The organism is Streptomyces xantholiticus (assembly GCF_014651015.1).
GTDB lineage: Bacteria > Actinomycetota > Actinomycetes > Streptomycetales > Streptomycetaceae > Streptomyces > Streptomyces xantholiticus.
Map to the genome: position 1 here is coordinate 13,322 of NZ_BMWB01000035.1, position 23,739 is coordinate 37,060.

A 23,739-nucleotide genomic window follows, 5' to 3' on the forward strand; every position below is an offset into this window, starting at 1 on the left:
GCCATGGACAACACCACCGCTACCACCGCCTGGAATCTGCTCGTCCGCCGCGACGACCTGTCCACCGCGGAGCTCGCCGACGCCCCCGTCCCGCACGTGCGGGACGGCGAGGCGCTGCTGCGCGTCGACCGGGTCGGCCTGACCGCCAACAACGTCACCTACGCCGCACTCGGCGACTCGTTCCGCTACTGGGAGTTCTTCCCCGCGCCCCGCGCTGGCTGGGGCATCGTCCCCCTTTGGGGCTTCGCCGACGTCGTCGCCTCCCGGGTCGAGGGCATCGAGACCGGCAGCCGCTACTACGGCTACTTCCCGTCCGCGAGCCACCTGCTGGTGCGCCCCGACCGAGTCGACGAGCGCGGCTTCCGCGAGGCCAGCCCCCATCGCCGACCACTGCCCCGGCCCTACAACGCCTACGCCCTCACCACCGGCGACCTCGCCTACGAGGTGGGCCGGGAGGACCTTCACGTTCTGTACCGCCCGCTGTTCTGGACCTCCTTCATGCTGGCCGACTGGCTCCTCGACAACGCCTGGCTGGGCGCGAAGACCATCGTCCTGTCGTCCGCCTCGAGCAAGACGGCCTACGGCGCCGCCCACCTGCTCCAGGGACAGGGGTGCGAGGTGGTCGGCCTGACCTCCCCGCGCAACCTCGCCTTCACCGAGGGCCTCGGCTGCTACGACCGGGTGCTGACCTACGAGGACGTCTCCCGGCTCCCGCGCACACAGACGCTGTACGCCGACTTCGCGGGCGACGAACAGCTGTCCGCCCGGCTCGGCGCCCACCTCGGCGACTCGCTCGTGCACCAGGTCGTCGTCGGCATCACCAACCAGGAACCCGCACCCGCCGGCACCCTTGCAGAGACCGGGCCGGGCATGTTCTTCGCCCCCGACCAGATGCGCAAGCGGATCGGCGACTGGGGGCGAGAAGGACTGGACCACCGCTTCGCCCAGTCGTGGAAGGAGTTCCTGCCCGTGGCCGAGGGGTGGGTCGACATCGTGCACAGCGACGGCCCGCAGAATCTCGAGCGGGTCTGGCACGAGGTCCAATCAGGGCAGACCTCGCCGCGCACCGGGCACATCATCACCCCGTAGCGATCGCCGTTGCGCTCGACGTGTGGAGCAGCGCCCCGCCGGATGCCGACTGGGCGACGCCGTCGCTCCAGAGGTGTCTCCAACGCCAGGCCATCGATGCTCTCAGCACCGCGCTCGACGGCCCGACGAACGCCAAGACACTCAATGCCGACGGCGACGAACCGTCACCCTGCGCTGCCCTTGTCCGCTGACGTTGCCGTCAACTACTGCCGTCACGACGCACAGAAGCTCCGCCAGAGACAATCTGGCGGAGCTTCATATTTGCGCTTGCATGCTTTCACAAACCCCAGGAAGACTCACGGAACTGCCGCACTTGGGACGCGCTCGTAATCCATTCGGAGATGCGATTCCCGTCCTCGTCGACTTCGCAGCGAGGCTCTACGTGCCGCCACGGTTCTTGCGGGTCGAACGGTTCATCGAGCTCATCCAGAAAGATGAGCGAATTCTTGACATGGATCACGTCTCCGTCGCGATACATTGGCCAGCAAGAAATGAAGTTACTGGCTGCCGGATCAGTGATCGAAGCAATCAGGCAAGAGGTCGCTTTCTCGGAGCGTTCGAGTTCCCTCAGGGCACGCTCCCAGCTTCTACGGTATTCATCCGCCGACCAGAAGCTCAGATCCATCAGGAACGTCTCCATGAAGCTGCCGACCCTGATCCTGGCGACAGCATCGGAGGATGACGGGGCCGCACCCTCCGCAACCGGATCGTCGATCACCTCGATTGAGAATTCACTATTCCTTGAGGTAGTTGAGATCTGGGTCATAAGTTCCGATCCGTTGTCCTCTGCGGTTGAACATCTTCCAGCCGTCCGTCACGTTATGGCCATCGACACCGAGACGCATGAGCGGATCGACGTCCTGGCCGACCGCACGGCCGACACCCTGGAAGCCTGGCGAGCATCAGGGCATCGAGGTCGTACGCCGCGACGGCTCAACCACCTACGCCGAGGCCATCCGCCGGGCCTGCCCGACGCGGTGCAGGTCGCCCACCGGTGGCATCTGTGGCACAACCTGTGCGCAGCCGCCCTGAGCGAGGTCAAGGCGCACAGCACCTGCTGGGCCACCGTGCTGGACGCGCCCCTCTACGACGGGCCCCGCGCACAGACCACCCTGGAACGCCGGCATCAGGTCCACGACCTGCTCGACCGGGGCGTGGGCCTGCTCGAATGCGCCCGCCGCCTGCAACTGGCCCTGAACACCGTCAAACGCTACGCCCGCGCCGACCAGCCCGAGCGCATGTTCCGCGTCCCCAAGTACCGTGCCGGCCTCGTCGACCCCTACCGCGAACACCTGCGCAAACGCCGGGCCGATGACCCCGCCGTCCCCGTCCAGCACCTCTTCGACGAGATCAAAGCCCTCGGCTTCACCGGCTGCCTCAACCTCCTGCACAGGTACATCAACCAAGGCCGCGTGGACGCCGACCGCAGCCACATCACCGCCCGCAGGCTCGCCCGGATGCTGCTCACCAGGCCCGACAACCTCAAGGCCGAGCATCACGACCTCCTGGCCCGGCTCACCGCCGCCTGCCCCGAAATGACCCAACTGGCCGCCCGTATCGGGAGCTTCGCCCAGCTCTTGAAGCCCGCCCGGGAAATGCCGACACGCTCGGACTCTGGATCGCCCAGGTCCGCGCAGCCGCTCTGCCGCATCTGCACGCCTTCACCCGGGGCTTGGAGCGCGACCGTGACGCTGTGATCGCCGCATTCACACTCTCGTACCACAACGGCGGAACCGAAAGCCTCAAGACCAAGACCAAGCTGATCGCGCGCCAGATGTAGGGTCGGGCATGCTTCAGCCTTCTCCGCCACCGCATCCTACTCGGTTAGCGTCGCTCTCCGTCACAACCGAATGTGAGACAGGGCCTAACGATTTACAGTCCCTGTACCGGCATAGCCGAGGCACCCCCCGGTCGGTGGATGGGCGTTTACCCGGGCTGACAAGCGCGTTCCCGTCCCTGCCAGCAGCACCTCCCTGATCGAGACGTGGAACCCGGCGGCCACCCGACGCGACAGCCGGGCCATCATCCTGACCACGACCAGCCTGAACAACCGAAACGGCCCGCCGAAGAAACCGACGGACCGTCACGAAAGATCGAAGCTAGCGTGGGTTTGCGCCTACCCAAACATTACCGATGCAGGATTCCTCGTAATCCCACCAGTCGGCTTCAGAGCCTTGAATGAGGAGCCCCTTTACACCGGGAATATCTGCCGAAGGCGGCACGCTGAGAGCAATCATGCCGAATTTCTCAATCGCTTCAGCATGTACTCCCAGCGGCGAGAAGATATCTACAACCCCCTGGGGGTCTCCTGCAAACCGGCCCGACCCGTAGGGAATGATGCGCACTGTGCAGTTCCCCGACCAGGAAACTTTCCCAACCGCCGCAAAAGCCCCACGGGCGTCCGTGCGGGTCCTTACGATGTCATTTAGCGCGAGGTCTCGCACGAACCACGGCACGTTATCAATTCGAACTAGATCGACATCCACCGGAATGGCCCACAGTCTCTCACTGGCCACGGGGGGCCATCCATCGTTCTGTTCGAGCTGGAATACAACTCGGACCCGATCGTTCACTTCACCCTCAGGCATCGTCACTCCACCAGTATGCACCCAAGGCGGCAGGTGGTAGGCGGGGCGGGTGGGCGTCACGCCAAGCGACTACCACCCGCACCACCACCAGGGCGCCCTCACAGCCAGCGGGAGCAATCAGCTCGCCCTCAAACCCTGGTTAGGCGGAGTTGAGCCCGCCGCCCGCCGCTCTCGAAACGATGCTTGATTACATGGATCGCCCAGTTACCTAAGTGGGCCTTTTGGCGTATCGAGCCAAAATTCGTTACACGAGTAACAGGTAACGCGTCCATTCCACAGAGACCCCGGGCCACCCAAACTCTGCGGCCAGATATGGTCAACGCGGGTTTCCTGACGATTCACAGGAACTCCACTTCGCGATTGAGTGGCCGGAACGGTCTCTATCTGGCAGTCATCGCAGACCGTCTTCCCGCCATTGACGCCCCTATTTTTCGCGAGCACCTCCCTTTTACCCTTGGGCGTGAAAGCCTTGCCAGCCCGCGACATGTCAGCTTGGAGATCAGTTACTACGCCATTCGAGTTGACCTCGAAACGGGCGGCAGAGCAGGGGCCGCTGTTATGCACAAGGACCGGTGTCTCGCCAGCGAGTACATAGTACGTGTGCAGGTCGTCGACCGTCAGGTTGTAGGTGCGAGCTCGCTGGGTGTAGGCACGGTTCTGCACCACGGTTATGGGGCTGGCGTCGACTGACAGCAGTGTCATGCCCGGGCGAAGCCGTCCCGCTTCGATCCATTGGTCTTCGGATGGTGACCAGAAGGGGTGTTCGTGTGTTGCCGTGAGCTTTTGCGAGCCTTGTTTCGTGGCAAGGGTCAGCTCGTTGAAGTGCTTGTCGTGCTCAGTGACGATGAGCTGGGTTACTTCTCGGGCCCCGGATTCTCCACTTCGGGGGTCTGTGGCCAGGACCTTGTCTCCAAGTTCCACGTCCTCGATGTTCTTGGTGCCCCCATCGGCCATGAGGATGTCGGTGCCGGCCAGGAAGCATTTGAAGCAGTCTGAAGCGCGCTTTCCATTCTTTACAGCCTTTGCGCCCTTGGCCACATTAATGATCCGTGGGACATTCTTGGCGGCGCTTCCGGGGACGATGACGGATTCGATGATCATCAGGGCGATCGCTTGCCAGGGTTCGAGGGGATCCCTGCCCGGCAGTGAACCGTTGTAGTTGTAGCAGCCCCCGGCCTTTCCGAGGCAGAGCATCCATTGCCCGGACGGCAGGCTGGTCAGATAGTTTCCGTAGCGGTCGCCGTAGTAGAGCGCGTCGGACCAGTCGATGACGATTTCCTCAGGGGGCGGGCCCGCTTCGGTGTGATCGCCGAAGATGATGTCTTCACCCAGTTCGGTGCTTGGGGCGGCTGGTTTGGGCTGGCTTCCGGGTCGGCCAAGTCCTCCGTTGGAATGCCGGGGTGCGTCCGGCTTACTTTCGTCGTGAGGCTTCTTGTTGCTTCCGTCGGATGCGTATTCGCATGCTCCGCCTCCGCAGCCGTAGTCCAAGCCGGTCGGGTCTGCGAGGGTCGTCGGGTTGTTTCCTGCGTAGCTGTAGCCGTTGACGGACTGGGCTTCGGCGGTGTTCAGGATGGGGTCGACGCTGATGAACTGCCCAAGGCTCGGGTCGTATTGCCGGGCGCCGATGTGTGTGAGGCCGGTGGTGTCGTCCTCGGTCTTGCCGAGGAAGCCCTTGTCGTCGGGCCAGGTCCCGGTCGGGGTGCCGCGTTCAGCGCCGAAGGGGGTCGTGTACCGCTTGCTGATGGTTTGAGCGTCGTCGGCGGTGAGGGCGAGGGTTTGCGTGCCGTGGTGGTCGCCGGCCAGCCAGGACAGTTTTGATGTCCCGTCTTCGTTGCTGCGTAGGGCGATTGTGGTGCCGGCGACGGTGTAGTAGCGGTTCGCCCAGTGCTTGGTGCCGGTGGCGTGCACCTCGGTGGAGCCCAGGTAGAGGATGGTCTCGCCGCCGACGGTGCGGCGGATGAGAAGTTCGCCGTCCGCGTCGTAGAGGTAGTCCGTGCTGGATGTGCCCTCCGTGAGTCGGCTGAGTTGGCCCTCACTGTTCCAGTCGAGGTCCTGGCTGGTCGTGCTACCGGTCTTCTCGACGCGGCGGGTCGTGTTGCCTCCCGCGTCGTAGGTGTACTGGGCGGCTGCTCCGGTGCAGCTGCCGGTGGTGGTTGCGGTCAGAGCGTGGGTGCGGGTGTCGCTGTAGCAGTAGGTGCGGGTGGTGTTCCCGCTGGTGGTGTGCTGGGTTTCTGTGGTGCGCTGTCCGGCGGTGTTGTAGGTGTAGCTGGTCCAGTAGGGCGCTGGGCCGTCGAGGTTGGCGGTGGTGCGTCCGGTGGTCGAGCAGTCGTTGGTCTTGGGGGTCCAGGCTTCGGTGAGGCGGCGATGACCGTCGTAGGTGAAGCACTGGTGGTCGGCTTCGGATGTGCCGCCGAGTGTGGAGGGGTCGGAGATGGAGGTGACGTTTCCGGCTGGTGCGTACGTGTAGTTGAGGTCTTGCAGTGTCCAGGGGTGGGTCTGGTCCGTGACCATGGACTGCAGGAGCCGGCCGGTGCCTTCCTCGAACCTGTTGGTGAGATAGGCCTTCTTGATGCCGAAGGCATCAGAGGTGCCCAGGGTCATCTGCTGGACCTGGCCGAGTGCGGTGTAGCTGACGCCCAGAAGGTAGCTCGAGGTGCCGGAGAGCTCTATGGGCAGGCCGTAGCTGTTGTACTTAGGCGAGACGATCTCGGCCGGGAGGCCTGCGGCGGCGGGCTCCTTGACGTTGCTTATCGTGCCGTCGACCCGGTAGGCGGTGCCGAAGGTGGTGGTTGCGGATATGGCGCCGGACACGACCAGCGGATGATCGGCGGGCAGGCTCAGCTCTGTACTGGTTGCACGGCCGAGGGAATCGTAGGCGGTGACCTTCTTGGTGTAGGCCTCGCCGGTGACTCCGCCGACATAGCGGGTGGATGCGGCCGGTTGTCCCTTGAGAAGGGTGTCGTAGGTCCAGGCAGCGAGTTTGTTCTCGTCCGTCTTCGCTGTCTGCCACAGGCCGGTCTTGCGGCCGAGTTCGTCGTAGCTGTAATGCAGTGACTTACCGCGGGCGTCGGTGGTCGTCGCCGTCTGGTCGAGGGCGGTGTAGGTGGTGGTACGGGTGCCGCTGTCCGGGTCGGTTGCGCGGATTTGCCGTCCGAACAGGTCGTAGACGTAGGTCCACTTGGCGTTGTCCGGGCCCGTGATCTGAGCCGGCTTGCCGTCTCTGTTGTAGGCGTAGGCGATGCTGGCGTACGAGGTGCCGGTGGCCGCGCCGTACTGCGTGTCTGCTGGACTGGTGCCGGAGTAGGTACGGGTTTCGGTCGTGCGGCCCAACGCGTCGGTGACGGCGCGGGTCGCGGTGCCGCCCTGGACGGCTGTGCTGGCGACCGAGTCGCCGGTGTAGCTGGTGGTGGTTTCCCACTTTTTGACGCCGAGCACGAGCAGGCTGGAGGTGGTTGGCCTGGCTGCGGCGTCGAAGGTGGTCTGGTTCAGGACTGGGGTGTGGGCGTAGGAGGCGCGGGTGTAGGTGCCGTTGGGGGCGTTGGCGTTGTCGTAGATGTCGCCGTACGTCTCATAGGCGAGGCCGCGGGAGTCGTAGCGGGTGTCGGTGAGGATGCGTCCGCCCAGAGGGGAGGGGATCTGGGTCTGCAGGGGGCGGAGCAGTGAGTCGGAGATGGCGTAGCTGGTCTGGTAGGTGGTGCCGTCCGCCTTGAGGGTGGAGGTGGATGTCCAGGGTTCGGCGTTGCGGGCGAGGTGGTAGGCGTAGGTGACGGAGGCGCTGTAGCCGGCCGACTTGTCGCGGTTGGGCAGCCAGGTTGCGGTGAGGCGCCCGAGGGCGTCGTATGTGCGCTCTGTCCTCTTCAGATTGGCGTCGAGGCTGCGGGTGATGGTTCCGCGGGCGGGGTCGAAGTAGGTGTAGGCCTTATGGGTCTGTCCGTTGGAGGCGAGTGCGGGGCCGGTGATGATGGCCCCGGTCAGCGGACCGGTTGCTGCCGGGTAGTAGGCGGTGGTGGACGTTTTGCCGTCGGCGTTGGTGATGGAGATCGGTCGGCCGAGCTTGCTGGTGGCGGTGTCGTAGGTGGTGTGGGAGATGGTTTGCCAGCCGCCGTTGACGGCGGGGTGCCGGTCTGCGGTGCCGATTGGTGCCGGGTAGGCCTTGGCGCGACCGGTCCAGGTGGGCAGGCCGAGGCTGGGCGTCTGGTCGGCGATCCAGCCGGTGGCGTTCGGGGTGTCGTAGACGAGGGCGGTGTCGGACAGGATGTCGCCCGGCGTGTCGGAGTTTGCGGGCAGGTTCAGTTGGTCGTCGGTGATCAGTGCACCGGAGGCGAGGCAGGCGCTGCCGACCGTTCGGGTGCGGGAGACGAGGCTGGTCAGGCCGGCGTCGGGGTTGCGGGCGTACCAGGTGCGGGTGCAGGTCTCGTCGCCGGCTTTGGACCAGTCGCCGTGGTTCTCCGTGCGGGTGAGCATGCCGTAGGTGTCGTCGTAGGTGTACGACGTCACGGCGGTGCGCCACTTCTTTGCGGCGGTGAGGTAGGTGTCTGAGTAGGTGCGGCTGGTGCGGACGAAGTAGGCCTTGGTGTGGGCGTAGGACTTCTGCTGGCTTGCTGTCTGCTTGAACCAGATGCTGTTGAACGTGTTTGCGATAGCGGTGGCGCCGTTGTAGGTGATCTGCTGGCGCAGTTGGCCGGCGTAGACGTCGAGATCGTTGGCGTCGCCGAGGTCGCGGTTGTCTGTGGTGATCGACGGGTCGTTGTCGAGGTCGATGCCCTTGACCACGGCCGTGCGGGTGGTACCGTCCTTCCGCTTGTCGCCGTGCATGCCTTGCATGAAGAGCTTCACGGTCTTGGAGCGGGGGTGGGCGCTATCGCCGGTGTAGGTGGTGACCTTCTGGTAGCCGCGCCAGGTTGACCAGGTGCGTTCGTTCTCTTTGGTCAGCGGGTCGTCGTTGTAGTGCCAGCCCGGGGTCTCGTAGGTGTAGGAGTATTCGAGGGCTTCGTTGTTGCCGGCGGGGTCGGAGACGGTGACGGCTGTGACGTTGTATTTGTGGAACCAGTCGAGGGCCGGGTCGCCGGCGTTGATGGGCCAGTAGACGGGGAAGCAGGAGAGGTTGTTGTTGTCCTCCGCGGCGGGCATCTTGCTGCCGATGACGCATTCGGGGGCGGACATGGTGATCGTGGTGATCGCGCCGGTCTCGGAGACGATTTGGTTGAGGCGCGGCATGGACACGGGCGCGATGTTGTCCGACGGGCTGTCGACCCGGTTGGGCCGCATGTGGTAGGTGAAGTCGACCGCGGGCAGAGTGATCGCGGTGCCGTTCTTCCCGGTTCTCTGCAGTGACTTGAGCGTCAGGGACTGGTCGGAGCTGTTGCCGATGTCCTGGCCGTCGAGGAATTCCTGGGTGAGCTTGTAGCTGTCGACCGGCTTGAACGCGTCCGGTTCGAGGGCGGTGGACCAGACGCTGGTGTCGATGCCGGTCAGGCGCTTGCGCGTGAAGAACGCCGGGGCGTGGGCGATGCAGTCGGTCTCGCTGGCGGAGCAGATCGCGTCGAAGGGGACGTCGGGCCAGTTGTCGGCGGTGTCCGCGTTCAGCGAGCTGCAGTCGGCGGCGGTGCAGCGCTCGGCGTACGTGAAGTCGATCTTGCTGGCGGTGACGCCGGTGAACAGGGTGTCGGCGCGCTGGCCGTACTGGATCTGCTTGAGGTAACCGCCGCGGGTGTAGGCGGCAAGGTTGGTCTTGTCGCCGTTCTTGGCGTAGTGGTTGGCCTCGGCCGTGTACCAGTAGGTGGAGGCGTTGGCGTGGACATCTTCGACGACGTCGAGGTTCCAGCGCCAGGCCTGGGTCTTGGCCCGGCCGGCGAAGGTGGTGCCGGAGCTGTATCCGGGTTCGCCGGAGTCGTCGCCGAAGACGGGGACGGTCCAGACGGAGTTGGTGCGCTCGGTACCGGCGCCCGGCAGCTTGTTCAGGCCGAAGGTGTAGGTGGTGCCGTCACCCTTGGTGAGAACCCAGTGCTCCCCCTTGCCGTCACCCGTGCCGTTGACGATGTCGTCACCGTCATCCCCGTTGTCGGCGCCCGTCTTGTGGGTCACCTTGGAGGCATCGTCGTTCTTGAGCCTCCACGCTCCCGTGGTGTCGTCCTTGACCAGTTCGGTGGCCTGGCCGTTGAGGACGAGCGTGGCGTTCTCGTATTTCCAGCACAGGTCGCTCTTGCCTTCATGGCCGTCGTCCTGGCATGGGCCGTACTTGCGTTCGATGTAGGACGAGGTCAGGTCGAAGCCCGCGCCGACTTGGGATCCCTGGTTGTTGGTGTTCGCGGTCCGGCCGTCGATGGCGCCCGAGTCGTAGGAGAGCGCGAGTGAAGGGCCTGGCCCGGCGACGGCGGGCGGCACGACGATCGGATACGACCAGGTATAGCCTCCCGACGACGTGCCGGCTTCCCAGGTGGAGGAAGACGCCAGTGGGGTGGCTTCGTGATCCCCCCGTTCCGAGGATGCTGAGGTGGCCGTCAGTGCCATCACGGTCTGGGACGTGCCCAGCATGGTGGCCGGTCCTGCGTCGGCGGATGCGGCCGACTGGTCGCTGCCGAGTGATGCCGCCGTGACGGTGGTGCGGGCGGTGACTGTCTGGGCAGCGGTGTCGTTGGTGGACTGCAGGGGTGTCTGCTTGCGACAGGCAGGCCTCTGCGGAGTGGTCAGGGCACATGCGGGCAGGCTGACCAGGCCCAGACGACCGGCCCAGTTGCCGCCCACCGCGGACGCGAAGGACTGGTAGTCGATGGTCACCTGCGCGCTGCCGGGGACCTCGGCGGCAGCGGTGAACAGGATTCCGGTGACGCGCGCCTTGCGTGCGGCCTTCTGGTCGAGGATCTCGACCGTCGCTGTCCCCTGGGCCGCCGTAGTTGCCTGCGCCGCAGCGCCGCGCTTCGCCTTGGCGGGAGCGGCGGGACGCAGCTGGACGAGGTCCGTGGGGGCGGGCTTGGCCCCTAGGTCTCGAGTGTGGCTGGTGGGTTTGGGCCAGGTCACGGCGCGTTCGGCGCGGGCGGTTTGTGCGCGCTTGGCGTTGTCGGCCTTGGCCTTGGCGACGCGTTCGCGGGCTTCCTTGGCGCCGGTCGGCGCGGGTACGACCTTGCTGACCCGCGGCCCCGGCACGTCGGGGCGTCCCAGTGGCTCAGCCGCCGCCGCGATCGGTGTCAGGCCCGCCGGTACGGACAGGGCGAGCACCAGGGCGCCGATGACCGGGACGTGCAGGCGTGCTGTGCTGCGTGCGGCTCGTGGCGCACGCGCCGATGGGGGCTTCCTTGGGACGCGGAAGGGGAGGGACACGGGGATGTCTACTCTCGGCTTGGGCCGGCCAGGCGGCGGCGCTGGGGGAGGTGTCGGTGGGGCGGCCGGGACCCGTTGCAGAGGGTCCCGGCCACCAGGGAGGAGGGGGTGTCAGGTGGTGCTGTTGGTCCCGACGACGTCAGCTACGTGCTGTCCGTCCGCCAGGGCTCCCGACCAGAGGCGGATGTCGCTGATCCGGCCGGGCAGGTAGTTGCCCCAGACGCTGTTCAGGTAGCCCTTGCCCGCTGCGAACTCGCCGGATCCGACTGCGGCGGTGTAGGCCAGGGCGTCATCCTGTTGTTCGGCTGTGAGGTAGAGGCTGATGGTTCCGGCCTGTGCATCGAAGACGCCGGTGAGCCGTACTTCGTCGTCGGCCAGCGGATCCTCGATGCTGGAGACGGAGACGCCGCTGCCATCGGCGGCCAGCCGCCCGAAGTGCCACCTGCCGACGGGGACCTTGCGGTACTGGACTTGGCCGTTCTCGTCGACGACCGGCTCGCCGTTCTCGTCCCGGACCTCTTCGTCCCTGGTGCCGGTCTTCTCGAACCACAGGCTCCACGAGGATCCGGTGGCAGTGCGCTGGCCGAGGATCTGTGCCTTGTACCCGACGGGTTTGGTCAGCATCTTGGCCGAGTCGACCAGTGCCTCTGTAGTGACGGTGAAGGAGCCGGAGTCGTCGACCAGCGGCCCCGCTGCGGTGCCGGCGCCGCTGGTGCCGTCCAGGACCAGTTCTACGCCGTTCAGCGAGGCACCCGGGCTCAGGGTGAGGGGCCGGCTGTAGCCGGAGCTGTCCGCCAGTGAGGTGCCCTGGGCTCCCGCGGGACGGTAGGAGGCGACCAACTCGGCGTGCGGCTTGCCGTTCGCGTCCTTCAGCCCGGCGTGCTTGACGAACTGATCGCCCGCGGTGGTCGCCGCCTGCTGCCAGATGGCGACTTCGTCGATGGAGCCGGGGAAGTAGGTGACGTAGGAGCCCGACCATTTGACCCGGCCGATCTGCAGGGGGCCGGTGGCGTTCCACGCGGTGGTGTAGGCAGTGGTGCCCTGCAGCTGGCCGTTGACGTACAGGCTCAGCGTCTTGGTGGCCGCGTCGTACACGCCGACCAGGTGCGTCCATACGCCGGAGACCGCATTGTTTTGCGATGCGACACGCTGATAGGACCAGGTGCCTTCGGCGGGAGCGTCGGAGTCGACGGCACGGAAGGTCCACTTCTTCAGCGAGTGCTCGTAGCCGAGCAGGAACGGGCTGCGGTTGACACCATCCTGGCCGAGCACCGTGTGGTTACCCGTCGGCTGGTCCATGCGGACCCAGGCCCCCACGGCGTAGGAGGCGCGGGTGTCGATCACCGGGCCTGAGGTGGCGGCGTAGGCCGTGGTGCCGTTCAGGCTCAGGCCGCTGTCAGTGTCTGTGCCGGTCAGCTGCCCGCGACGCCCCCGGTCGGTCAGCGTGGCCCCGCCGTACAAGGTGGCGTCGTCGCGGAGGTCAGGTGTCGGCGCGGAGGTGTCGATGACGGCGCCCGTTGTGGCGTCCGTGGTGTCGAAGTCCCAGGAGCCGAGTGGTCCGTCGCCTTCCTTGACGTTGAACTGCACGCTCGTCTCGGCACCGTCGCCAGCGGTGTCCTTCGCTTCCGCCGACAGAATGATGGTGCCGGATGTCGAGGGAACGACCGAGATCTGCACCGTCGCTCCGGGAATCCAGCCGGACCAGGTGTTGTTCGTCGAGAGCTTGTAGCGGTAGGCGGTGTTCACATCCCCGGCCGCGGGACCCAGGGTGAACTTTCCTTCGATGCCCACACCGCCCTGCGGGTCGCAGCTGGTGGCGCATTGGGTGTAGGGGCCGTTGAACGTGATGGTCGGCGCCTTGGGTGCCGTGGAGTCGACCTTGAAGTAGCACCAGCCGGTCGTGGAGGCGTTCGAAGGGCCGGACAGGTAGCCGCCGCCGTAGTAGGAGCGGGTCCAGGCCCGGTACCGGTAGAGGGCGTTCTCCTCGAGCGTGGGTGTGGAGACGGTGACCCGGACGTTGTCACCGATGTAGCCGCTGGTGGGGCGCTCGATGTCGGCGAGGTTGGTCCAGGAGGTGCCGCTCTTCTTCTCGGTGTCCATCACGGCCCGCAGTTGTGCGCCCGCTTCGCCTCCGGCGACGGTCTGTGGTGTGGCCGTCAGCGCAGGGTTGGGGGTGGTGACGGTCAGCGCGGTGGCTTCTGTGTTGCGGCACGTCTGGGTGTTCGTGCCGGTGACGGGACCGATGTTGCTGGGGAGGGCCGGTTTGCCGACGTAGTCGACGCTCAGCACAGCGTCGTCGTCGAACCGCTTCCAGGCGACCGTGTCGGTCTCGTCCTTGGCCATCAGCATCAACGTCAGGCGGGCGAACTTGCCGTCGGCGAAGGCCCGGACGGTGGGCGTCAGGTTCTCGTCGGGCTCCGCCGGATAGTCGTTGAACTCGATCGGCGCCCGCGGCTGGGTGGGGTTGCAGAGGCTGCCGCGGCCGGCGGAGACGTTCCGGTCCCCCATCTGGTCCAGCTTCGTCGGCCCCGGCCACTTCGACGCCGAGGAGATGTTGTTCGTCCGCTCGAGATCGACCCACCGGGCCTCGCAGGCGAACGACCAGGTCTCCGTCACCCGGAGGGTCGCGTCGAGAACGTGCTTGCCCTTCAAGTTGCCCGGGGCGAACTCGAAGTACATGCGGTTCACGTAGCCACTGCCGCAGTAGTACGCGACACCGTTGACCACGCCGGTGCCGCACTTGCCGACGCTCATCCCGGTGTCTCCGCCGGAGAAGTTGTAGAACACGTCGCCGTCCGAGGACAGTACCGTGCGCTCGGACTCGTTCAGCTCGACAGACGGGTCGATGTACAGGGGGAACGCATCCGATGCGGTGCCGGTCAGCATCTCGGCGTCGGGCGTGACCGTCACCGTGTCCTTGCTGACCTCGAGGTCCAGGACGGCTGACTCGTCGCCGGCCCCCGGCCCGGCCAGCGGGTCACCCTCCTCCACCGGGCCGGCCGGAATCGGAGTCGACTCGGCGGCAGATTCTCCGAGGGGACGCACGCCGGCCACCTGAGTGTTCACACCGTCGGCAGGCTGCGCCGTGTCACCCGCGGAGTCCCACATGCGTGCGGCCGGTGAGCGGAAGACGACCTGGCCGTTGCCGTCGAGGGCGTCCACTCCCCCACCGGCACCCGGCTCCATCCGCAGGTTGTCGGTCCCCAGAGCGAAATCGAGGGTGCGCAGTGCGGGATTGGCAGCCGCCTCGGGTGTCTTCACCTCGAGGACCTGTCGAAACCCCTCGACCGTTGCCGTCATGATCAGGTCGACGTCCGGAAGGACGTTCGGGTAGATCGCCCGATCCCCCTCGAGGCGAGGCGGCGGCAGCTCGCCAGGCCAGCCCAGCGCCACCGCCTGTCCGTCGTCGGCAATCCTCACCAGGTCCTTGCCATAGCCCCCGGCCGAGAACGTCAGGTCGACAGTGGCCGCCTTCGGCCCCACCGACCCGTCCGAGCGCCGCACCAACGTCGCGTCCGGGGCGACCCAGCCGCCCTCCGGGGCAGCCACACGCACCGGGGTGATCGACTTCTCCAGCGTGAACGTCACACCATCGGGGTTGGCAAACACGGTCTCCCGCTCGGTGCGCTCCCCGACAACCTCGACCCGCTCGCCCGTCTCAGCGGCCTGGGCCAGAGCCTTCTGATCGTCAGAAACCTCGGATGCGACGGCCGACGATGCTGGAGTCACGACCGGGGCAGCCACTGCCCCAGGAAGAGCCGGCACACTCAGAACGGTCGCCAGCGAGGTCACCGCCGCCCACCGTCCCAGACCACCCGGCGCACGCTCACGCCTCCACCTCAGTCGCACAGTCCCCACCCCACGGTCACATGATCTACAAAAGTTCCCAGAGTGAACGCTGTAACCCAGCGGTACGTCAAGATCCCCTGCCGCAACGCCAAGGGCCGCCCGTGTCGTTGAAGTGCGGGAATGCGTGTACATGCCCGAACCACGGCACATCAGATGCAAACCGTAGAGGTGACTGCGCACCGTGAGCGTGAAAGAACTACTCAGCCGCCATCGGAGCCACCTCCTGAAGCGCTTCCCTCAACGCACCTTCCAGGAAGCCGAGTTCGACGGACCAAGCAGCCGGGTCGCTACGTCAGCGATCAGACCGAATCCACTTCAGTTGCACAGAGCAACCATCGCGACCAACTTCGAGCGTGAGGCACATCACCTCCCGCCACTCGTGCCACGGATAGCCAGCATCTACCAGGCACTTGCCAACACGCCAAGCGCGAGACGTACCCCGCGTCGAGGCGGCGCACGCAAGCCTCGCCGCCATCAAGACCGCCACGAGGCGGCTGACGTAGGGACCATCCCCCCGCGGGGGGATGGTGCGGTAGTGAACGGAATGCCGTTCGCGGGGTGACGAAAGCCTCTTCTGTGGGCTGAGCGCTGCGGCATATGACCAGGCATTCATGAGCGGCTGTGGGGGCAATCCGGTGGGCTTTGGACGTGGATGGCGGTCGGCTGCGACCGGAGCGGCTGCGACCGGAGCGGCTGCGACCGGAGCGGCTGCGACGGTGCTCCTCGCGGCGTGCGCCGCAACCGGCGGCCACGAGGCCGCACAAGGGCCGGCCGCGGAGAAGGAGCCCATTCCGGCCGCGTCTGGTCAGCCCGGCGGTGCGAGCGGGGTCCTCAATGCGCGTCAGGTGGCCGACGTGCTGCCGCGGCAGGGGGCGGTGCCCGGAGCGGTCGCCGTCGGCAAGCGGATGGTCTTCGGGCCCACGCATTCGGCCATGGGATGCGCCCCCGGCAAGCCCAACGCCGACCTCTGCGCAGACGCCCTGGCGATCGGTCACTCCCTGTTCTCCAAGAAGGTCCAGGGCACCGTCACCTTTTCCGTCACGTCCTACAAGAACACCAGCGCCTCCGCTGCCTACGACACACTGCACGCGATGTGGCAGGCCGACCGCGATCTGACCACTCTCGCCATCGGCCCGGTCGGTTGAGGCCGAACGCAGGATGAGGTGAACGTCCCAACCGCCGTCACAAAGCTTGAGGTTGATTCACTCGATGAAGACGACCGCGGATCACAGACGCGGTGACATGATCTGCTGGAACACCTCGGCCCGCAGACCTCGGCCAGGTTGAAACGGCTTCCGGCGTACGACACCGTGCGGGTTGGTAGGGCGATGCCGAAACAATGCTGGAGATCCGCGACGGCTCGGTCGCTGGTGACGAGGGTATGCAACCGTCGCGTCAAACAGAGTGGGTCAGCGGCTTCGCCCTCAACGGGCCCGGTCTTGACATTGCACGGGTGGTTGCCCAGGGGGAGACAACTGGCTGGTCTCTGCCTCGTCTTGCGCTGGACTGCAGTGGGTCTACCGCCGCGGTGCAGGGGGAGCCTGAAGCGCCGGCCCGAGCCGTGCTCAAACGGCGCGAGTGATGAGCAGCTGCAGCTCCACCACCGGTCAGGCGGTGCGGTGAGGCTGCCGTCCGGACGCGGGTTTCAGTGGAAGGTGACGTAGCGGTTGCCGTCGCGGTCGCTGCCGCGACGGCGAACCGGTTACCGGCAACATCCTTGACGACGTAGCCGTGCAGGTTGACGGTCCCCGTGCGCGAGTAGTTCTTGATGAGTCAGGTACTCGTCACGGGTGTTGCCGGTGCTGCAGTTGCTGGAATCACGGCACGTATTGGGTGGCCTGGGCCGGACCGGCGGTCAGCGCGGCGAATGCGCCGGCCGTGGGAACGGCGGCGATGGCGGCATGGGTGTGTAAAATGGAGGTCGCCCCTCAGGAGTGCTGATGAGCGGCGGAAGGCTACAGACAACGTCGACACCGAACAGCAGCCCCAGCACCGCGTGCGGGGGCGTGCCGCAAATGAATCAGCGTGGCCGCAGCCGGTCCACAAAGACCAGTTGATGCCGGGCACCTGCCCCCCGCAGCCCGCTTCCTCGCTCCGTCTCGTGCCTCATGACGGCGGCCTTCGACCCGTGCCACAGGGGCAACTCCTCGGCCAGAGGGCCAGATGTCGTCGTGGCACCGCCCTGTGACAGGCTGATGCGCAATAACCGCCCGACTCACCGTGATCGCCACGGTCGGATCATGCCACCCACCAGCGATGACGCCCTCACCCGCTATGACACACCAACTCGTCAGTGAACCGGCGCTCCAGCCACTGCTTCGGGGGCCGCCAAAGGGGTTGCTGTGACGCCCTGCATGGCGTCGTGTTGAAGCCTGGTGAGGCGGTGAACGAAGAGTGCGGCCATAACGGCTGCGACGACGTCCAGGATGACAGAGACGTTCATCAGGGCGAGGGCGTTCTGAATGGCTCCCGGCCCCTCGGCGCGCTCATACATGCGGCCCGCGACGTTGGCCAGGACCTGATCGGCCAGCCAGGCCGCCCACCACAGCTCGACGATCGCCGTTGAGGACCGGCGCTGATCACCCTCCGTACGCGGCAGGCTGGCCTGCCAGCTGTCGAGCGCGATCCGGCGCGGGAACCACCAGAACACCACGGGCACGAACCACCCCCACACGGCCCAGGCCCGCGCCTTGCTGTGCGCATCCGGCGCCAGCAGCTCTGCGTTGCGCCGTACCCGGTAGAACCACACGATGAAGGGCACAGCACAGGCGACCAGCGCGGAGAACTCCAGCACTCCCAACCAGCTGTAACGGGACTCGACCCGTTCGAAGTTCGACAGGGAATCCGGAGATAGCGCGTCCCACCCCTGCGCGGCGACATCCCCCCACAGCCCGTGCAGTCGTACGCCTGTCGCCAGCGAGCAGAGGTCGGCGGCGACCACGAGGGCCAGCGCGGCGTACACAGCCCATGACCACGCCTGAAGCGGCTGAAACCCTGGTCTCTCGCTGTCGGAAGTACTTGAGGACATGATGAACAACCCCCCACGGATCGAATAGGCGCGGCCAGCGGGGCCGCCGCGTGAACATACGTGATCAGAGCCGAACGGTCCATCGACAACCTCGACGAGGCTGCAAGATTCGTATTCACGACCCCATCTCCTTGCTACTCCCAGCACAGAGATCGCCGCTGGCTCGTGACCTCTCGGACCTCGAACGGGGAGTCGTTCAGGACGTGGCTCAAGGGTCCATGGAAGCCTTTCCTCTCCCCTCTACTTCCCCTCTGCTTCTGGAGTCCTCATGCCGACTTCTCTGCGGCGCAGGCCCGTGGAGCCTGACGGGCCGGTGTTCCGCCTACGTCCGGCGGCGACGCGGCGTACCCGCCGCCCGGCCCGTCGCTCTGGGTGGTTGTTACTGCGGCGCCGATCCCCCTCGTCCTCATGCCATGGCGGTGCAGCACGGATCGCGGAAGTGGGATGCCATGGTCACTGTGCCTGGGGCTGAGCTTTGCGGTGGCAGTTGAGGTACCTGTCACACTCGTTGGGGCACCGTAGCGGGATGACCTGATCTCCGTCACGCTCGACAACGGGCTGCTGTGTGACGCCGGCACCGTCCCGGGGTGGCTTGGGCAGCGCCTTGTCCAGGTTGCACTGCTCCTTCACGGCGGGGCTGACCGAGGGGCCTTGATTGTATTTGCCTCGGGCCTGCGCCGTACGCTCGTTGGCCTGTGTGGCGGCTTCGGGACCCTGACGGACGGCCTCCGCCCGTCGAAGGTGCCCGGCGCAGTTGCTGTCCCGGTCGGCGTGCACAGAGATCGCGGGTGCTCTTGGGCCCACGGATCGTGAGCGTCAGCCGCATCGAGTTCGCTTTCCGCAGCAGGTCGAACGCCTTCTCCGCTATCCGTTCGCCTGGCGGTCGTTCCCCAGCCGGTCGCGCGTCCGTGCTCGCACCATTCTGCGGGAACGCGTCCGTGTGCCCTGTCCCTCCGGCGCAGCCCGCCGCAGCGCCAGCAGGAGAGCCCTGACCGTCGGACCCAGCGGCAGGGGTGTTCTCTCTGCGTACTTCGTTCCCTTCTCCTGTGTCACGCGGCCGTCAGCTCAAGGTCGTTCGTACGCAAGCCACAGGGGGCCTCAGCCCACGGGTAGTGACGGCGGCCACCAGCCAGGAACACCGCTCGAACCGGGTCACCGGACCACGAGGTCGTACACGGGCGTGCATGACATGCGTGGTCACGGCTGGGATCGGATGACCGCGACGCAGCACAGCGCCACGAGGGCCACAGCCGCCACCGCCGAACCCGCGAGGGCCTCCGCGGCGGTGGCAGGCAGGATGCGGTCGGTCGGCAGGACGGAGTCCTTGGGATCGAAGACCATCGTGAGGTGCTGGCCCGCGCGCGCGGTGGCGCCGCAAGTGCGCCAGGCTTCGGTCGGGACCGGGGTGCCGTCAAGGAGGCGTACCGAGCAGGAGTTCTTGACGTAGTTCCGTCCCTCGTAGCGGTGGACATGGACCTCGGTCACCACCACCGTACGGCTCTCTCCGCGCGCCGCGTGGACGGCCTGCGCGGTCTGGCCTGGTATCCACCAGGCGAGGGCCCCACCGATCAGGGCGACTGCGCCAACCAGGACACGTCCCGCGTTCGTCGAGAAGAGATACCAGGCGGCGGCCAGACCCACGATGACACCGACCACCGAGCCCACGGTGTCGAAACCGGTCAGCACACCCGTCACCGCGGAACCCGCGACCAGGCCGGCGGTGACGAGGCCCACAGCGACACCCTCCACCACCAGCCGGATGGGCGGCCGTCCGGAGAAGTTCGCAGGACCCCACAGGAACGCGCTGTCGTAGGACATGCTGCTCCGTTCGTCGTTCGGAATCTTGCGGGTGGGAAGCCTCCTGGGGTGCGGGTGCCGGGCAAGCCCGCACCCCGCACCCGCGCCCCAGGAGGCTGGAATCATGTCCCCATCCGCTCTCCCCGTAGACGGTCGTAAAGCTGGTGCCGCACTCCCGTCGACGACGGTCACCAAGGTGACGCCGCCACCGACGGTGTACACGGGATCTCCGTCGCTGTTGGCCACCCACGGATCTACTCCAGTCCGTCGGGAACAACAGTTCATCCTGTGCGTTCACCGCCCGGCCGTAGAGCTGCACTTCGCAGAACGGGCTGCCGACGAGTTGGCAGGTGGCCGCGTCCCACAGCCGGACCATGCCCTCATCGCCCACGCTGGCCAGGAGAGTGCCGTCCGGCGAGAACGCCACCGCGAAGACCGAACTTTCATGCCGGTGAGGGCCTGCAGTGCTGCGAATTTAACGAATCGCTGGACGAGCCGCGGGGAAGCGGACGCCTCGATACCCAAAGGTTCCAGGATGGAAGGAGCCGGTACGGCTTCGTTCTCGGCACCTTGGTCTTCCTGACTTGCCGCAGCGCAATACGGGAGACGGCGAAAATGGTAGAGCATGGCGCAGCGCACGGACTTGAGGCGGGGCTCGCTGCCGAACTTCTCTCGCCGCGCCACTTGATGGAGGCGACGGACAGCTCCACCCAACTACGTCGACGTCTGCCGAGTTGCTGGCGGACGCCGAAGGCAGTAGCGGTCTCGTGCTCCTGGACGCGGTGGTCGACACGTGCGGCGTGGTCGCTGTGACCAAAATCGGCAAAACGGTCTGGTTCGAGTGCGCGTCGCGCTAGGGTCCCGATCCTGCTTCGTACGGACTGGGGGGATGGGCGATGCTCACCGAGGCGGTGGTGGCGGCTGCTGCGGCAGGGGGCACAGCGGTGGTGGAGGCCGCCGGCTCGGATCTTTGGGCTTGGTTCCGGAAACGGTGCGCCCGGCTGGTCGGCCGGGGTGATCCGGGCCGCGAGGACGAGGCGCTGGAGCGGCTGGACCGTACCGCCGCCGTTCTGGACGCCGCGGACGAGGATGAGCGGGAGCAAGTGCGTGATAGGCACGTTCGGTTGTGGCAGGAGGAGTTTTCGTCGCTGCTGGAGAGCCTGGAAGAGGCCGACCGGGCGCGGTCCCACGGCCGAACTGCGGTCGCTGAAGGAGGAGTTCGGCGACGGTGTCGCCGGAGTGGCCGTCTCGGGCAACACCTTCCACGGGCCCGTGGCCTTCCAGACCGGCAGCCACAGCCGTCAGGACAACCGCTTCGGGACGGCGGGGTGAGCGGTCACGGGCCCGGTGAGGTGACCGGCAACTCCTTCCACGGTCCCGTCGCCTTCCAGACCGGTGCGCACAGCACCCTGAACGTGAACCACTATGCCGTGCCCCCTCACCGCTCGACGCCTCGGCCGACGAGCTGGCCAGGGTGGTGTGCGCCCAGTGGGACGAGGAGGCGCAGTGGCGGCGGCTATTGGTGCCCGCTCCGCTGCCGGTCCGCTGGCGGGTGACCAACCGGAAGGTCACGGACCGGGTCGCCGGTGCGACCGCCGAGGGGAGAAGGGCCCGGTTCGCCCAGCTGCCGGGTCTGGCGGCGGTCACCCGCGAGCAGCTGCGCCGGGGCGGCGGCCTCGACGAGCTGCATGCGGTGTACGTCGGGCTGGCCTCGGGCCGGATATTCCTCGTGGGGTCGCCTGCGGGCAAGACGGCTGCCGCGGCGCTGTTGCTCCTTGACGCGCTGCGGCACCGCGCTGATGCCGCCCCGCAGGACAAGGCGCGCATTCCGGTTCCGGTACTGCTGACCTTAGACGGCTGGGATCCGGCCCGGCAGAGCCCGACGGAGTGGGCGGCGGCCTGGCTCTCCCGCCAATACACCCTGTTCCAGGGTCGGGGCGGGCGCGAGCGGGCCCGGCGACTGCTCGAGTCGGGCCGAATCGCGCTGTTCCTGGACGGGCTGGACGAGGTCGGCGGCAAGCTGCGGAATGCCATGGTGAGCGCGCTGGAGCTGGCGCCGTTCCGGCTGATCCTGATCTCCCGGGGCAAGGAGGCCTTGCTGACGGCCAAGTGGGCCGGCTTGGGCGGTGCGGTGGCTCTGGAGATCCTGCCCCTCGTTCCGTCCGACGCAGCCGAGTATCTGCTCGACGAGTTTCGCGAGCAGCCACCACCCGCGTGGCGAGCACCACTGAGCGCCTTCTGCACGAACCCGAGAGTGCCGTGGCCAAGGCACTGGCCAGTCCGCTGGCAGTCACCTTGGTGCGCGACGTCTACGCCGACGGCAGCCCGGTCGACGAACTGCTCGACGACAGCCGGTTCGCCACCAGCGAGGCGATCGAGCACCACCTGCTGGACAGCGCCGTCGTCGCCGCCTACACCCCACGGCCGGGAGACCGCCCCCGGTGGTCCCCCGAGACCGCCGAGCGGACCCTGCGGTACATCGCCCGGCGGCTCAGCGAGGACAACAGCTACGACCTGCCGTGGTGGCACATCCCCGGCTGGACGCACCCCCGTCCGCGGGCGCTCGCCGTATGGGCGGCGGTCACAGTGGTGTGCGGGGTGCCCGGCATCGTACTGGTCTGGATGCTGACGCACTCCGTGTACACCTGGCTGATCGGCATCCCCTCCGCACTCGTTGGCGGGTGGGCGGCCGGTGACCGCTTCACGGAGCTCAGCGATCCACAGCGGCTGGAAAGCGCGGGATGGCGGGACACGCTGGAGAGCGCCGGCTGGCGGGACATCTTCACTCGCGGAGCGGTGGTGTCGGGAGTGGTGGAATGGCTGGCGACGGGCACCTTGGCGACCCTGACCAGTCCACTGCTCCCGGGCAACAACACGCCTCCCGCCTGGCTCTGCTACCTCACCACACTGCCGCTGGGGTTCATTGGGGCGCTGGTGACGGGCCGCGGGTACCGGATCGTGGCCGGGACACCGTTCCTGTCCGCCCGGGCGGGCTCCTGGTACGACGATGTGCGGGAGTTCTACAGCCGCCCTCCCGTGGCGGAGACCCGCTCGATCGGTCCGCGCGAGGCCTGGCGGCACCACATCGGACTGCGTCTGGTCCTCGGCCTGCTCACCGGACTCGCGGCGGCACTGCTCACCGCCCCTCTCCTCGCCTGGTCGGTCGGGCTCGGGACCGGTTTGGTGAGTGGGGTCTCGGCGGCGCTGGTGGTCGGCGTCATGACCGGACCGGTCGGCAACCTCGCCGTCGCCACCGCCCTCACCGCCGTACAGCTCTCGACAGAGGAAGGCACCCCGGTACGTCTGATGGGCTTCCTCGAAGACGCGCGCCGCCGCAACCTCCTCCGTGCCACCGGGCCCGTCTACCAGTTCCGCCACGCCCGTCTCCAGAAGCGCCTGGCTGCGCGGGGAATGAATCCCCGTTGACGACTTCGTGTTCAAGCGCGGCCTTCGTCCGGCTCGTGCCCGCCCCAGCGGCCAGACGGGGGCGAGCGGCCGGCCCGGGGAGGCCCTGGCGCCGACGGATGGCCGGACGGGGTGGACCTCGCCGCGCACGAGCGGTTGCGACACTTCGTGGCAGTGCGCATCGGCTGCTGGGAGGAAGAAGTGGTCATCACTCTGTTCTTCCGTGTTTTCGTCCAGGGCGGCCAACTGTAAGTGGAGAGCCTCGGTTTTGTGCTGCCGCCGATCGCCGAGCGCTTCCATGTCGTGGACATCCTGGTACCGCCGAACCGCCCGGAAGAGCAACTGGCTGCCGCTTGGTACGCCCTCACCCACGTGAACCGCACGCTGATGCAGACCTTGTCAGAACCCGTGCGGATCGCATACACCGCCTGGTGTCCTCGGCGCAGCCTTCGACCGTGACGCCTACAAGCAACGCAATACGGTCGAGCGCTGCATCAAAAACTCAGGCAGTGGCGCGGCCTGGCCGCCCGATACGACAAGACCGCCACCATCTACCTCGCAGGCCTCCACATCGCCGCCATCTTCATCTGGTCAGCGAGGTGAAATCGGCCGTTTCCTGAGGATCACGTTGTCGACGAAATGGAGATGGCGGCCGGGTCGGCGGGC

The 23,739-nt window shown here is 66.9% G+C and carries 11 protein-coding genes and 5 pseudogenes; 7 read left to right on the forward strand and 9 right to left on the reverse strand.

The genetic code is table 11. The annotated features are described in order from the left end of the window. Positions 1-3: 3 nt before the first annotated feature. Positions 4-1,089, forward strand: coding sequence for a DUF2855 family protein (locus IE198_RS31965; RefSeq protein ID WP_189893000.1), 1,086 nt, complete (start codon positions 4-6; stop codon positions 1,087-1,089). A 277-nt stretch (positions 1,090-1,366) separates the two neighbouring features. Here IE198_RS31965 and IE198_RS31970 read toward each other — a convergent pair whose 3' ends face one another. Both IE198_RS31970 and IE198_RS37030 read right to left on the reverse strand, forming a co-directional pair. Further along, positions 1,367-1,855, reverse strand: coding sequence for a hypothetical protein (locus IE198_RS31970; RefSeq protein ID WP_229834647.1), 489 nt, complete (start codon positions 1,853-1,855; stop codon positions 1,367-1,369). Beyond that, positions 1,824-1,934 (reverse strand): toxin C-terminal domain-containing protein, encoded by a 111-nt coding sequence (locus IE198_RS37030; RefSeq protein ID WP_506417286.1) that lies wholly within the window; start codon positions 1,932-1,934, stop codon positions 1,824-1,826. The genes IE198_RS31970 and IE198_RS37030 overlap by 32 nt, the downstream gene beginning before the upstream one ends. Between IE198_RS37030 and IE198_RS31975 the strand changes: the two are divergent. After that, a pseudogene (locus tag IE198_RS31975) lies at positions 1,911-2,869 on the forward strand (transposase); the annotation flags it as partial. The gene IE198_RS37030 and the pseudogene IE198_RS31975 sit on opposite strands and share 24 nt — an antisense overlap. Before the next feature lie 319 nt (positions 2,870-3,188). Here IE198_RS31975 and IE198_RS31980 read toward each other — a convergent pair. From IE198_RS31980 to IE198_RS31995, 3 genes are all read right to left on the reverse strand, one after another. Next, the gene (locus tag IE198_RS31980) at positions 3,189-3,677 is read right to left on the reverse strand and encodes a DUF4265 domain-containing protein (RefSeq protein WP_229834670.1); all 489 of its coding nucleotides are present in this window, start codon (positions 3,675-3,677) and stop codon (positions 3,189-3,191) included. Positions 3,678-3,881: 204 nt separating this feature from the next. Next, entirely contained in the window at positions 3,882-10,994 is a 7,113-nt protein-coding gene (locus IE198_RS31990) for a polymorphic toxin-type HINT domain-containing protein (RefSeq protein ID WP_229834650.1), read from the reverse strand. A 111-nt stretch (positions 10,995-11,105) separates the two neighbouring features. Continuing rightward, a complete protein-coding gene (locus IE198_RS31995; RefSeq protein WP_229834653.1) occupies positions 11,106-14,723 on the reverse strand; it encodes a laminin G domain-containing protein in 3,618 nt (1,205 codons plus the stop codon). 836 nt (positions 14,724-15,559) lie between these two features. On the opposite strand from IE198_RS31995, the gene IE198_RS32000 reads away from it, so the two are divergent. Beyond that, positions 15,560-15,988, forward strand: a complete 429-nt coding sequence (locus IE198_RS32000; RefSeq protein WP_189893007.1) for a hypothetical protein — start codon at positions 15,560-15,562, stop codon at positions 15,986-15,988. 538 nt (positions 15,989-16,526) lie between these two features. Here the strand turns inward: IE198_RS32000 and IE198_RS35830 are convergent. The 4 genes and pseudogenes from IE198_RS35830 to IE198_RS36835 form a co-directional block, all read right to left on the reverse strand. After that, positions 16,527-16,702: pseudogene (locus IE198_RS35830) on the reverse strand (lamin tail domain-containing protein); the annotation flags it as partial. Positions 16,703-17,133: 431 nt separating this feature from the next. Beyond that, entirely contained in the window at positions 17,134-17,784 is a 651-nt protein-coding gene (locus tag IE198_RS32005; protein WP_189893009.1) for a DUF4328 domain-containing protein, read from the reverse strand. A 1,284-nt stretch (positions 17,785-19,068) separates the two neighbouring features. Beyond that, the gene (locus IE198_RS32010; RefSeq protein ID WP_189893011.1) at positions 19,069-19,689 is read right to left on the reverse strand and encodes a hypothetical protein; all 621 of its coding nucleotides are present in this window, start codon (positions 19,687-19,689) and stop codon (positions 19,069-19,071) included. Positions 19,690-20,038: 349 nt separating this feature from the next. After that, positions 20,039-20,143: pseudogene (locus IE198_RS36835) on the reverse strand (hypothetical protein); the annotation flags it as partial. A gap of 632 nt (positions 20,144-20,775) precedes the next feature. Between IE198_RS36835 and IE198_RS32020 the strand changes: the two are divergent. The 4 genes and pseudogenes from IE198_RS32020 to IE198_RS35840 form a co-directional block, all read left to right on the forward strand. Next, complete coding sequence (locus IE198_RS32020) at positions 20,776-21,000, forward strand: hypothetical protein (protein WP_189893013.1); 225 nt, start codon at positions 20,776-20,778, stop codon at positions 20,998-21,000. 882 nt (positions 21,001-21,882) lie between these two features. Beyond that, positions 21,883-23,094 (forward strand): hypothetical protein, encoded by a 1,212-nt coding sequence (locus IE198_RS32025; protein ID WP_189893014.1) that lies wholly within the window; start codon positions 21,883-21,885, stop codon positions 23,092-23,094. A 111-nt stretch (positions 23,095-23,205) separates the two neighbouring features. Next, a pseudogene (locus IE198_RS37035) lies at positions 23,206-23,532 on the forward strand (AbeC-like domain-containing protein). After that, positions 23,525-23,676: pseudogene (locus tag IE198_RS35840) on the forward strand (IS5/IS1182 family transposase); the annotation flags it as partial. The pseudogenes IE198_RS37035 and IE198_RS35840, both read left to right, overlap by 8 nt. Between the last annotated feature and the right edge of the window lie 63 nt (positions 23,677-23,739).